12 protein-coding genes are annotated in these 13,528 nt (G+C 32.2%); 3 read left to right on the forward strand and 9 right to left on the reverse strand.

Translation table 11 applies throughout. The annotated features are described in order from the left end of the window. Positions 1 to 15: 15 nt before the first annotated feature. Both HMPREF2642_RS07660 and HMPREF2642_RS07665 read right to left on the reverse strand, forming a co-directional pair. On the reverse strand, positions 16 to 486 hold the full coding sequence (locus tag HMPREF2642_RS07660) for a DUF2538 family protein (protein WP_002435360.1): 471 nt from the start codon (positions 484 to 486) through the stop codon (positions 16 to 18). Positions 487 to 542: 56 nt separating this feature from the next. Beyond that, a complete protein-coding gene (locus HMPREF2642_RS07665) occupies positions 543 to 1,808 on the reverse strand; it encodes an LCP family protein (RefSeq protein ID WP_030065162.1) in 1,266 nt (421 codons plus the stop codon). Positions 1,809 to 2,248: 440 nt separating this feature from the next. On the opposite strand from HMPREF2642_RS07665, the gene HMPREF2642_RS07670 reads away from it, so the two are divergent. Continuing rightward, on the forward strand, positions 2,249 to 3,901 hold the full coding sequence (locus HMPREF2642_RS07670) for a phospho-sugar mutase (RefSeq protein ID WP_030065163.1): 1,653 nt from the start codon (positions 2,249 to 2,251) through the stop codon (positions 3,899 to 3,901). A gap of 30 nt (positions 3,902 to 3,931) precedes the next feature. Further along, positions 3,932 to 5,155 carry a serine hydrolase domain-containing protein gene (locus HMPREF2642_RS07675; RefSeq protein WP_030065164.1) on the forward strand — a complete coding sequence of 408 codons (1,224 nt, stop codon included), beginning with the start codon at positions 3,932 to 3,934 and terminating at the stop codon, positions 5,153 to 5,155. A 142-nt stretch (positions 5,156 to 5,297) separates the two neighbouring features. On the opposite strand, the gene rihC is transcribed toward HMPREF2642_RS07675, so the two are convergent. The 6 genes from rihC to HMPREF2642_RS07705 form a co-directional block, all read right to left on the reverse strand. After that, complete coding sequence (rihC, locus tag HMPREF2642_RS07680; RefSeq protein WP_030065165.1) at positions 5,298 to 6,206, reverse strand: ribonucleoside hydrolase RihC; 909 nt, start codon at positions 6,204 to 6,206, stop codon at positions 5,298 to 5,300. 150 nt (positions 6,207 to 6,356) lie between these two features. Next, complete coding sequence (gene qoxD / locus HMPREF2642_RS07685; RefSeq protein ID WP_002435478.1) at positions 6,357 to 6,647, reverse strand: cytochrome aa3 quinol oxidase subunit IV; 291 nt, start codon at positions 6,645 to 6,647, stop codon at positions 6,357 to 6,359. Further along, the gene (gene qoxC, locus HMPREF2642_RS07690) at positions 6,644 to 7,249 is read right to left on the reverse strand and encodes a cytochrome aa3 quinol oxidase subunit III (protein WP_002435471.1); all 606 of its coding nucleotides are present in this window, start codon (positions 7,247 to 7,249) and stop codon (positions 6,644 to 6,646) included. Before qoxC ends, qoxD begins: the two co-directional genes overlap by 4 nt. Further along, positions 7,239 to 9,227, reverse strand: a complete 1,989-nt coding sequence (gene qoxB, locus HMPREF2642_RS07695; RefSeq protein WP_002435303.1) for a cytochrome aa3 quinol oxidase subunit I — start codon at positions 9,225 to 9,227, stop codon at positions 7,239 to 7,241. Before qoxB ends, qoxC begins: the two co-directional genes overlap by 11 nt. Next, a complete protein-coding gene (gene qoxA, locus HMPREF2642_RS07700) occupies positions 9,227 to 10,351 on the reverse strand; it encodes a cytochrome aa3 quinol oxidase subunit II (protein WP_070597765.1) in 1,125 nt (374 codons plus the stop codon). Before qoxA ends, qoxB begins: the two co-directional genes overlap by 1 nt. Positions 10,352 to 10,655: 304 nt before the next feature. After that, positions 10,656 to 10,973: a DUF5011 domain-containing protein gene (locus tag HMPREF2642_RS07705; RefSeq protein WP_002435347.1), complete on the reverse strand. Its 318-nt coding sequence runs from the start codon at positions 10,971 to 10,973 to the stop codon at positions 10,656 to 10,658. Positions 10,974 to 11,234: 261 nt separating this feature from the next. On the opposite strand from HMPREF2642_RS07705, the gene HMPREF2642_RS07710 reads away from it, so the two are divergent. Then, positions 11,235 to 12,380: a globin domain-containing protein gene (locus HMPREF2642_RS07710; protein WP_023350481.1), complete on the forward strand. Its 1,146-nt coding sequence runs from the start codon at positions 11,235 to 11,237 to the stop codon at positions 12,378 to 12,380. Between the two features lie 90 nt (positions 12,381 to 12,470). Here the strand turns inward: HMPREF2642_RS07710 and folD are convergent, their stop codons facing one another. Beyond that, positions 12,471 to 13,328: a bifunctional methylenetetrahydrofolate dehydrogenase/methenyltetrahydrofolate cyclohydrolase FolD gene (gene folD / locus HMPREF2642_RS07715; RefSeq protein ID WP_002435335.1), complete on the reverse strand. Its 858-nt coding sequence runs from the start codon at positions 13,326 to 13,328 to the stop codon at positions 12,471 to 12,473. Between the last annotated feature and the right edge of the window lie 200 nt (positions 13,329 to 13,528).

The raw sequence follows: 13,528 nt of genomic DNA on the forward strand, positions 1-13,528 counted from the left end.
CTCTGAATGTTTCATTTATAGAGCTTCTTTTCGTACAATGGCGCAATATTGCCAAAAAATTCTTAATTGCGCTATATTCCAGTTATTCATGCCCATCGTAAAGCCAGATGGTTTAAACAAGTTAACGTCTGTCACTTCAAGTGCAGCAGCGATTAGGTATTGTAAAGGTACGCTAATACTTTTCATAGTTTCAGTTATACCATTTTCATCATAAACCCATGTGAAAGGTAAGTCAGATTCGAATACATCTACTTTATTGAAAATCTCAGGAAGGGCGACAATATAACAAGCGCCGTCGACGACTGGATTATCGAAACTGTTTTTATAGTAAACAAGTAATGCTTCGTAGTTTTCTCTATGCTCATGATTGACATAGAAGAATTCATTACGAAATAGGGCCATGTCTTTACTATGAACAATTTGTTGTTCCAACATATTAAACATGCCATTAATATTAGCGACCTTTTCATATGTTTTGCGACTCATTGTATAAGCTCCTCTCCTAATTAAATAACTGCGATGTAAACATGATTAATAAATAGTTATTGAACATTCATATTAGCATCATCATTTAATGTGTTATTTTGCTCATTATTTTGTTGATATTGATTTTGGTAATTGTTGTCATCAGTTGTTTGATTATTATTACCTGTATCTTCTTGACCATCATTTTGATCGTTATTGTTGAATGTTGCTTCGTTATTTGAGTTATCATTCATTGTATCGTTGTTATTATTGTCATCATCGCTTGTTGTGTCTTTTTGATTTTGACGTAATAAACTATCACTTAACTCTGTTAATGGGACGAGTGAACCATAATGTTTGATAACTCTATGGTCTAAAAAGTCGTCTTTATCTGTTATTTTAGATAAGCCTAAATCAGAGCGCAAGATATTTGAATATTTCATTATACTTTTAACACTTGGATTATAGTAATAAATACCATCTAAATAATCGTCTTTACCTTCAAGTTGGGATGTTTTTATATCTGTGTTGCCTGTAAGATACATCTTAGCTAATGATTGAATTTCCTTTTTAGTAAGATTATGTTTAGCATTTTTACCAACGATTTCAACTACATTATCTAATTTATCAATTGAATCTAAACTTTGGGCTTTTTGGAAAAGAATTTTTATTAAGTCCATTTGTCTTTGACCACGTTTTAAATCTGAATCATGATGTCTTGTTCGAGCTACAGCTAAAGCTTGGTCACCATTTAATTTTTGATAGCCTTTTTTAATTTTTATTCTGCCGGTATCGTCACTATTTGGTTCATTTAAATTATAAGGCACATCATAATAAATACCGCCTAATTCATCAACAGCTTCAACAAATGCTTTCATATTAATTCGAACATAGTAATCTACTGGTACATTCATTGTCGCTTCAACAGAGTCCATAGCAGCTATAGGACCACCGTATGCATGAGCGTGAGTGATTTTATCATAATAGCCTACTTTTGGTATATAACTAATTGTATCGCGTGGAATACTTAACATTCTAATTTGATGTTTCTTTTGATTAAATGTTGATAAAATCATTGCATCTGATCTAGAGTGTTCAATACTTTGTCCGTTCTTTTCTCTGCCTTCATTATCATCTATTCCTAAAAATAAAATAGAAATAGGTTGCTTTTCAGGATTTACTTTTGAATCTCTTAAAGTGGATTGACGTTGCGCATTATGCTGATCTTGAGACTTTTCAAAAGCAGATTCTGAACTTTTATATAATTGAGTAGCAAATATGATTGGAACGACGACAAGAACGAATGTTAATAATATTAAAAAATACTTTAAAAATTTGTTCATCGTAAGTGCTCCTATTTTATTATTAAAATTTATATTTATGTGCTGAAATTTGTATATAGTTATGAGATACGTTTTTACTTTTGTATTTATGCACTATAGCCTTAAATTGTATTACTTTATAAGCAAAATTACAACTCATAGCTTCACATTAATTTTACAATCTTAAAACTAAGTTTACATTATTTTTTCTATAAGTTTGGAAATAAATTTCTGTAAAACCCTTTATGGTACTAAAGTACTATAGAATTATTTTTAAATAAGCGTATTATCTAATTAAAGTGATTTATCTATGTCATTAAGTTATAATAATGCATAGCTAATCAAATATATAAAATTTGTAAAAACAATTATCAAATACAATTTCAATTATCAAATTTTCACCATAGATTCGACGTGCTACTTTCCTTTACATTGATTGTTTATAAGAAAGGAGATTACTAATGAAACAAGAATGGATAAAGCGTTTGGATGAAAGTTTAATTCAATCGTTTTATGAGCAACAGAACGAAAGAGAAATAGAAGAAGGGTTAACAACACAGTTATCTTTTGGGACTGCTGGAATTAGAGGGAAGTTTGGCATTGGTCCTGGTAGAATGAACGCTTTCACGGTAAGAAAAGTAGCTTTAGGCTTAGCAAAATTTATAAAAGCAAATTCTAATGAAGCAACTATTGTTGTCTTTTACGATTCTAGATTACTTTCAGAAGCTTTCTCTAAAGAATTATCTACAATATTAGCTGATAACGGAGTTAAAGTTATTACTGCAGAAAGCTATAAATCTACACCTGAACTCTCTCATGCTATAAGATATTACGGGGCAGATGGTGGGGTAATGATAACAGCAAGCCACAATCCCAAAAATTATAATGGTATTAAAGTTTATAATGAATATGGTGGGCAACTATTACCTAAAGACTCTGAAATTTTAAGTAGTTATATAGACGAAATTGAAAATCCATTAGATATAGAAATCGGTAGCTTTGATAAGTTAGTAACTAAAGATCAAATTAATTTTGCAAGCAAAGATGTTAGAAATAATTACATAAATGAAGTTATTAGGGCTACGGGAAACATTGAAAAAAAGAATGCTAAAACAGTACTAACTAGTCTACATGGAACAAGTTTGCCTATAGTTTCTGACATTTTGGACAAACTCAATTATGATAATTATGTTATTGCTCAATCACAATCTATTCCAGACGGAACATTTCCTACACTAAATAGTCCTAACCCTGAGGACGAATCCGCATTTGAAGTAGGGAAGAAGCTAGCTGAAGAAAGTGATGCACAACTCATTATTGCTACTGATCCTGACGCAGATAGATTAGGGATAGTAGAACGTTTAGATAATGGAGAATATAAATTTTTCAATGGTAATGAATTAGGACTTATATTAATGAAATTAAGGTATCAAGACCTAATTGATGCTTCATATGAAGATTTATATATTGTTAAGTCCATAGTAACTAGTGAACTAAGTGAAAAATTGGCGGATGTTTTAAATGTTAATGTTTATAATGTGCTTACAGGATTTAAGTATATTTCGGAAATTTTAAATGATAAGAGCCATACTAATGAAAAACTATTGTTAGCATTTGAAGAAAGTAATGGCTATATGGTTGAACCATTTGTAAGAGATAAGGATGCTCTTCAAATCGTACCTTTAATCATCAAATTTAAAAATCTACTTTACGAAAATAATATTACTTTAAAAGATACACTTGATGATATATATCGTACAGTCGGTCATTATCAAAATGTTAATTTAAGTCCTGTATTTGAAGGTGCGGATGGGCAGCGTAAAATAGAAACAATTATAAATTCATTTAGAAATAAAGAAATACATCAAGTGTGTGGGTTAGATGTAAAAGCAATTGAGGATTATCAATTAGGAACAATTAAGTATATAGAAAGTGGGAAAGAAAAAGCCACTTACTTACCTAATGCAAACTTAATACGTCTAATATTTGATGAAGGTTTTATAGCTATTAGGCCATCAGGTACAGAGCCTAAAATTAAGATATATTTTTCACTAAACGTAAATAACATTGATAGTTTAATTAAAGAATTCCAAGAGACTTATATTGAATATTAAAGACATGAATGTGTGAGGCTAACAAGAAAAATGAAACTTAATAAATTTAAAATAATCTTTTTTATAATCGTACTAGTTACACTGATTGTATTAGTTGGAATATTAGGATTTAAATGGAGTAAACATCATGAAGTAGAAACGCAAGTATTAAAGAATCAAAGCGATAACACTAATTATATTGAAAAAAGAGATAAGTCAGTTAAAGCGCCCGAGAAGTTAAAAACAATAGTTGATAAAAAAGAACCAATGTATGGCCAAATTGATAAGTATTTAAAAGAAACGCATTTCAATGGTACAGTAGCTATATTTGATAATGGTAAATTGAAAATGAATAAAGGATATGGTTATAAAGACATTGAAAAAGGTAAGAAAAATACTGCTAATACAATGTATCTTATTGGTTCTTCTCAAAAATTCACAACGGGATTAATGCTTAAACAATTAGAGCTAGAACATAAGGTGGATTTAAATGCCCCTGTAACGAAATATTTACCTTGGTTTAAAACAGATAAAGAAATAACAATTAAAGATTTAATGTTACATAAAAGTGGATTATACAAATACGAAGCTTCAACAAACATTAAAAACTTAGATCAAGCAGTATTATCTATTCAGAAACGTGGAATTGATGATAAAGTTTATCATAAACATAGTTATAATGATGCAAACTATTTAGTCCTAGCTAAAGTGATTGAGAAGGTAACAGGGAAACCATACGTACAAAATTATTACGAACGTCTTGGTAATAAATTTCATCTAAAGCATTCTGCTTTTTACGATGAGAAGCCATTACAAAATGAAATGGCTAAAGGTTATAAATTTAAGAATGATTCATTTTCGTTCTTACGTCCTAATGTACTAGATCAATATTTTGGTGCAGGGAACCTATATATGGCACCTTACGATATGGGTAAACTTATTAATAAGTTTCAACAAGATAAATTATTTAGCTCTAATGTGACAAATCCAATGCTACATGAATTTGGTACTGAAGAGTATCCTGAAGAATATCGATATGGCTTCTATGTTACGCCATATCTTAATAGAGTGAATGGCGTGTTCTTTGGCCAAACATTTACTGTATACTTTAATGACCGTTATGTTGCTATATTAGGTACTAATATTAAAAATACTAACGGCTTCGTGCCTAATGAAGATAAAATGAGACATATTTTCTATAATATTCTTAATCAAAAGAAACCTTATAATACACCAGGTGTTAAAGTTCAAGAAAAACAGCGTACAAATCATTAGATATTCACCTAAAAAGACGATTAGAATAAAAACCACGCATATTCAATAAAGATATTTTTAGCCAATATATTAAATCAGACTGAGAAATTAAATATTATCTCAGTCTGATTTTTTTAATATATAGTTCAATATAAATACGTTACTATTTACAATAGCTCAGTGCGTTAAGGAATAAATCTTCGTAATCTTTATCTACAGGTGAGAGTACAACTGTACAATTAGGATATTGAGATTCGAAATCTACAACAGTTGCTCCTTTAGTGTAATGACCAGCTAATTCTATTTGAACATCTGCTTCTTTGACATTAAATGCTTGAGGTTGCAGTAAATATAAAATAGTAAACACATCATAAATTTTAACGCCATATTCGAAGTCTTCGCTTCGATAGTGTTGAAATAAATCATGTAACATTTGTCCTGTTTCATTTTGATTTTTAAAGCTTTTAACGTAATCATGCGTAAATATGGCTTCTCTAGCTAAGTCTAATCCTATCATTGTCAGAGGCAATCCAGAGTTAAATACCACTTGCGCAGCTTCAGGATCACAATAAATATTAAATTCTGCTAGAGGCGTGACGTTTCCTCTTCCTGTACTACCACCCATAAGAACAATTTCTTTAATGTAATCAGTTACTTCAGGATATGTAGAAAGGAGTATTGCTATATTAGTCAATGGACCAATTGCAATGATAGTCATAGGATTCTCGCTCTTTAAAATTGTTTCTTTCATAGCTTCAACAGCGTGGGTAGATGCCAAATCCTTTTGCGCAATTGGGGGAAAGTCATAGCCATCCATACCAGATTCTCCATGAACTGGTGCAGCGTCGACAATTTCGTTTAATAAGGGTTTTGATGCACCTCTATGAACAGGCACATCACTATTAAAGAAATGTTTAAGCTTTAAAGCATTTGCGGTAGTCTTCTCAATACCTACATTCCCATTCACAGTAGTAATCATTTTTACATCAAATTCTGGATGACATAAACCCAAACTGATTGCTGCAGCATCATCTATACCAGGATCAGTATCAATAATTATTGGGGTTACCATTATATTAATTCGCCTCCTAAAAATGAACTTCCCATTAAGCGTATCATTGTATCATCATAATTTCGACAATAAAAAAAGCAAGCTAACATATATATGCTAGCTTGCGTGTTGATTAACTAAGCCATGAGCTTGATAATCTTTACCTCAGTTTTATAAGTGGTGAGAGTGACCACCTTGCATTACCCAATACGTACCAATAACGATAGCTAGGGTAATGATGATTGCGAAGATAACTTTGAATGATTGAACTCGACCATCTTTACCTTCAGTTAAGTGCATGAACATTAATAATTGAACTGCAGCTTGGATAAAAGCAAAACCAAAGATAATTGTTACCTTAGCATGGAATGTCATTGATGTGTATAGTGTTACGAAAACTGCTAAAAGCGTTAAAACGATTGAAGCAATGAAACCGACAGTATGTTTTACGATTGTATTCATCCGCTATACACCATCCCTATCATATATACGGCAGTGAAGATGAAGATCCAAACAACATCTAAGAAGTGCCAGTATAAACTTACTATAAATAATTTAGGAGCATTGTATGAATCTAAACCGCGAGTTCCGATTTGGATTAATAAACAAATGATCCAAACAATACCTACTGATACGTGACATCCGTGCGTACCTAATAGGATGAAGAAACTAGACCAGAAGGAACCGATAGTAGGATTTACTCCTTCTTGTGCATAGTGTGCGAATTCGTAAATTTCAAAACCTACGAATACAAGCCCTAATAATACAGTGATAATCATCCAAATCATCATTAAGTTCTGTTTCTCTTTTCGCATGTAGTAAATTGCAATACCACAAGTGTAAGAACTTAATAATAATGAGAATGTCATAATTAGTACAAGAGGCAATTCAAATAACTCTGTAGTCATTTTGTGAGCGTAATCGCCACCGTGTTGCAAAGTTAATAACGTTGCGAATAGGGTACCGAATAACGCGAATTCAGCTGTAAGGAAAATCCAGAAGCCAAGTTTATTTAATTCGCCTTCATGACTACGTGAATCGATTGTATTAGTATCATGACTCATGACTTACAGCCTCCCTTTCTTTAATACGAGCTTCTCTTAAACGTTTTTCAGTTTCTGCAACTTCAGAAGCATGGATGTGGTAACCATGATCAATTTGGAAACTTCTCCAAATCATAGTTCCAAAGATACCTGCTAAGCAGATAATTGCAGGAACGAGTGTTTCAAAGATTAAGAAGAAACCACCGATTGTAAAGAAGATACCCATCCAGAAACCTACTGGAGTATCGTTAGGCATATGAATATCTTTGTAATTATGGTTGTCTAAGTAATGACGACCATGTTCTTTCATATCAACAAAAGTATCGTAGTCATTCCAATCTGGAGTGATTGCAAAGTTGTATTTAGGTGGAATAGCTGAAGCTGTTGACCACTCTAAAGTACGACCAAGTCCATCCCAGTTATCACCAGTTGCTTCACGTGGTGCTTTGATATGAGCATAGACGATACTTGCAACTAAGAATAGGAAACCAATTCCCATTAATAATGCACCGATAGTTGAGATGAAGTTTAATAACCACCAACCATCAGAAGGCATGTAAGTGTATAAACGACGTGGCATACCATCTAATCCGAGTACGAATTGAGGTAAGAAACAAACGTTAAATCCGATCATGAATAACCAGAAGCACCATTTGTTTAATGTTTCGTTTAATTTGTAACCCATCATTTTTGGATACCAGAAGATTAAACCAGCTAAGCAGGCAAATACTACACCAGTAACCAATGTATAGTGGAAGTGGGCTACTAAGAAATAAGTGTTGTGATATTGATAGTCAGCAGATGCCATCGCTAACATTACACCTGTAACCCCACCTAATAGGAAGTTAGGGATGAATGCTAGTGAGAATAACATAGGTGACTCGAATGTAATTCTACCTTTATACAATGTTAGTAACCAGTTAAATAATTTAACTCCGGTAGGCACACCGATTAACATTGTTGAAATTGAGAAGAATGAGTTGATTAATGCACCATTACCCATAGTGAAGAAATGGTGAACCCAAACTAAGAAACTTAAGAACGCGATACCTGCAGTCGCCCAAACCATGCTTTGGTGACCGAATAGGCGTTTACGTGCGAAAGTTGGGATAATTTCTGAATAAATACCGAATGCTGGCAAGATAACGATGTATACCTCAGGGTGCCCCCATACCCAGAAGAAGTTTGCCCATAACATCGGCATACCGCCATCTGCTACTGTAAAGAAGTGTGTACCGAACACTCTATCTGTAGTCATTAATGCTAACGCAACTGTTAAAACAGGGAAAGCTAAAATGACGATAAGCGTAGTAATAAATGTTGTTACAGTAAACATTGGCATTTGCATGAACTTCATTGTAGGAGTTTTACATCTAAGTATTGTTACAAAGAAGTTAATACCAGTCATTAATGTACCAAGACCAGAAATTTGTATTGCAACTAAATAGTAGTTGACTCCTGGTCCAGGACTAAATTCACCAGCAAGTGGTGCATAGTTAGTCCAACCTGCAGCTGGAGATCCACCTACGATAAATGATAGGTTGAATAAAATCATACCAGCAAAGAATAGCCAGAAACTAACGTTGTTCATTACAGGGAAGGCAACATCACGTGCACCGATTTGTAATGGAACGACGATATTCCATAAACCAAAGATGAAAGGCATCGCCATGAAAATAATCATGATTACACCGTGCGTACTGAAAATTTCATCATAGTGGTTTGCTTCCAAGAATTTATTATCTGGAATAGTTAATTGAGTACGAATTAATAACGCGTCAATACCACCACGTACGAACATTAATACGGCACAGATTAAATACATTACACCGATTTTTTTATGGTCTACGGATGTGAACCATTCTTTGTATAGATATTTCCATAATTTAAAATAGCTAATTACTGCGATAAGTCCGATAACTAAGAATGGGGCAGCAATTTGCGCCATGATAATCATCCAGTTACCTTTAACGAGTAATTCATCCCATGGAAAATTCATTAATGTCCACCTCCATGATCATCATGTTCTTTTTTTTGAAGTTTAGACGCATTTTCGTCTTTTGCTCCTTTAGAAATTTTTTCCATTTCTTTAGAGTTATGGTCCTCTTCTTTTTTGAACTCATTGTCATATTTTTCATTGTTGCCGAGAATAATAGGTTTCATACCATGACGTTCATAGTTCGCGTTTGTCACTTTGACCTTACGAGCTGGTTTAACAGGTTTATCTTTTACATCTTTATAAAGATCTTTTTCTTCAGTGAAGTTAGGATCTTTCTGAACGAAATTATAACGTTTATAAGCGTAGAAGATATATTTTGGATCAGCTGCTGGGTCAACAAACGCCATATGAGTACCATTGAATGTTAATTCTTTATTAGGTGTGCTTGGTAAGAGTTGTTTATCAAATGTATCTTGATTTAATGTTTTCTTACCTTTAGCTTCTTTAACCCATTTATCGAAATCATTTTGGCTTACAGAGTGAACTTTAAATGTTTGACGAGCAAATCCGTCACCATTGAAGTTAGAGTTACGACCTCTGAAGGTACCTAATTGATCTGCTGTTAAAGTCCAATTCATTGTCATACCAGTCATAGCATATTTCTGACCACCTAATTGTGGAATCCAGAAACTTGTCATAGTATCCATAGCTTGAAGCTTGAATACGACTGGTCGATCTTTAGGAATTGTTAATGTATTAACAGTCTCGATGTGTTGATCTGGGTAAGCAAAGAACCATTTGTAACCAGCGCTTACTGCGTAAACCACAAGTGGGTCTTTGTCTTTTTGAGGTGGTTTCTCATAATCATATAATGTTTTAACTGTTGGTACAGCTAAAGCAATAACGATTAGGATAGGTACCACAAACCAAATTGTTTCTATTAAAGAATTGTGGTGCATCTTGCCTGATACTTCATTCTTATTATAACTGTACTTATAAATAAAGAATGCAAACATGGCAAGCACAACGACAACAATAACAAGCATGAAGATGATTGAGTAGATGATCAAGAACTTCTGACTACTTGCTACTGGCCCTTTTGCATTAAAAACTTCTATATTTGAACAGCCACTAAGTAAAATTAGTGTGCCAAATAATAGAAGCAAAGACTTAAATTTTGACACTTTTTTTGACCTCCTAATACTACAAATGTAGGGCTTACCACTAATTTTAGTTTATTACACAATATTTACAAGTACCTGTAAAAAAAAATTTGTTGTTATATGTAAAGAATAAGCATTGATATAAGGTATGACGGGGATTTTAAGATTTGTTAAAATTATGTGTACATTTTGTGAAATTAGACAAATTTAACAAAATTGCATGTAATACAACTTATGTATTGAGAAGTGTTATCAATTGAAGGGTTGAGGGGGATTTTGCAAATAAAAAAGTTGAGAAAATTCTCAACTTTAAATAGGAAAGATTCTATTTTACTTCAATATATCTCGTAGATGTTTTTTCTGCTCCATCAGAGTCAGTTACTATATATTTAACTTCATATTTTCCAACTTTAGATGTATCTACCTGACCGTCGACTTTGATTTTATGAGTTAAGTCACCATCTTCTTTATCATATGCGCTTATACCATTTAATAAATTATAATCTTGGCCTTTTTCAATTACAATATCATTGACCCCGCGTAGTTGAGGTTCGGTATTAGTAGTCGCTTCTGCATTCAAATTAGGCGTTACTAAGGTAGCTGAAACACCAAGCGCTGATAATGACTGTAGTAATTTATTCATAACTTAACCTCCGTCTGATAGTCATCTATGATTTAAATCTAATATACTTTATATTTAAGATTTATACATCATACTATGGTCTTAATATACCCCAGTTTTAATAAAAATTAAATATATTTTAAGTAAATTTCATTAAAGATTATGTAAATTGAAAGTTTTGTGAAGGTTTTAGCATTTTATTTATTTTTTAGAAAAATAGGAATAGAATTAACTTGCAATAAATTAATAGGCCTTTTGAGACCATATGTGGGAGTGGAAATAATGTTAACGGAAAAAGAAAAAAGTATCATTAAAGAAACTGTTCCTGTATTACAGGATAAAGGTGAAATAATTACATCACATTTCTATAAAAGAATGTTTAAACAACATCCTGAATTAAAAAATATGTTTAATCAAACGAACCAACAAAAGGGTCTTCAATCAACTGCACTTGCACAAAGTGTTTTAGCTGCGGCAGTTAACATTGAGCATTTGGAAAATATTATGCCAGTAGTTAAAGAAATCGCTTATAAACACTGTGCATTACAAGTACCACCTGCTGGATATGATATTGTTGGTGAAAATCTGATTGCAGCTATAAAAGAAGTAGTGGGATTAGATGATGATCATGAAATTATTAAAACATGGAAGAAAGCCTATCAAGATATCGCTGATGTATTTATTTCAGTTGAAAAGGATATTTATAGTCAAATGGCTTGGGACGGTTTCCAACCATTTAAAATAGAAGAAATTAAACATATTTCTTCAGATATTAAGTCTTTCACAGTTGTTTCAGATAAACATGATTTAAGTCAATTTGTTCCAGGTCAATACATTACCGTAGATGTAAGTAGCGAAAAGATGCCGTATCGTGCAAAACGTCATTATTCAATAGTAAAAGGTGACAAACAACATTTAACATTTGCAGTTAAACGAGATGTGACAACTGAGCATGAAGGAGAGGTATCTACTATATTACATGATGAGTTAGTAGAAGGTGATTCAATTAATTTATCTGCACCAGTAGGTCCATTTAAAGTAGAAAACTTGAATAACGAACAATTATTCTTAGGATCTGGTATAGGAGTTACCCCTTTAGTACCAATGTTTAATGAAGCAGTTACAAATGGGTCTAAAGCTCAATTTATTCAGGTTACTAATGATGTTAACGATGCACCGTTTGAATCATTAATTAATGAAATTGCAACTACTAAAGAATCTGTTGATTATCACCTACATGATAAAAACTCAGAAGGCTATCTAGATGAAGAAAAACTTAAAGACTATATTAATGAAGAAACAGAAATTTATATTTGTGGAGGTACTCACTTCTTACAATCAATTATAAAAGCATTAAAAGAAATGAATGTAGATACAAATAAAATTCATTACGAAACATTCATTCCTAAATTAAGTGTAACTGTATAATATAACGAAGAAACCATCTCAGTATTTAAATGATTACTGAGATGGTTAATTTTTTTATTTAAAGAATGGAAAGTTATAGAGCGTAGAGATTTATTCAATTCCTCTGCGCATTTTTTCTGCTATAAGTGTATTATTTAGTACCATAGTAATTGTTAATGGTCCTACACCACCTGGAACAGGTGTAATTGCTCCGGCGATTTCTTTCACTTCTTCATATTCTACATCGCCTTTTAATTTGCCATTTTCATCAGGTGTATTACCAACATCAATAATTACTGCACCTTCTTTAACCACGTCTTTAGTTACAAGGCCAGGTTTACCTACTGCACTGACGATAACATCTGCATCTTTTAAGTGTTTACTCATATCTTTTGATCGTGAATGTAAAATAGTTACAGTTGCATTCTTTTGTAGTAATAGTTTTGAAACAGGTTGACCAACAATATGACTTCTGCCTATTACAACAGCATGTTTACCTTCTAGATTAATATCCGCATGTTTTAAAATTTCCATAATTCCTAATGGTGTACAAGGTACAAAAGTTTGCTCATCAATATAGAGTTTACCAATATTTGAAGGATGGAAACCATCTACGTCTTTATCAGGATTAATAGATTCTAAAACTTTTTGTTCACTCACTTGTTCCGGTAGAGGAACTTGAACAAGAATTCCACTCACAGAATCATCGTTGTTAAGTCTGTCTAACTCTTTTAGAACGTCTTCTTCTGATGTTGATTCATCTAAATGTACAATTTCGGAAATCATTCCTATTTTTTCAGCAGCTTTCTTTTTAGATTTTACATAACTTTGACTTGCGCCATCATTACCAACTAGAATAACTGATAATTTTGGAGTGAAACCACGTTCTTTTAAAGATTCAACTTGTTCTTGTAATCCTTGACGATATTCCTTAGCTATTTGTTTTCCATCTAATACTTTAGCAACCACTTAAAACTCCTCCTTTAATTTCTTTAATATCTTAACTTTAACATTAATTATAAAGTAATTGATAGTCAAAAGACGTAAATTAAATTTAAAAATATAATTAAAGTTCGATTTTTGATTGAAAAACTATCCTATGATTGTTATGCTATATCTGTAATATACAACTAATTCTTATCACAATCCAAACTTTTGAAAGGGTGTAA

Origin of the sequence: Staphylococcus sp. HMSC055A09, from assembly GCF_001809655.1 — a bacterium.
Classification (GTDB): Bacteria; Bacillota; Bacilli; order Staphylococcales; family Staphylococcaceae; genus Staphylococcus; species Staphylococcus capitis.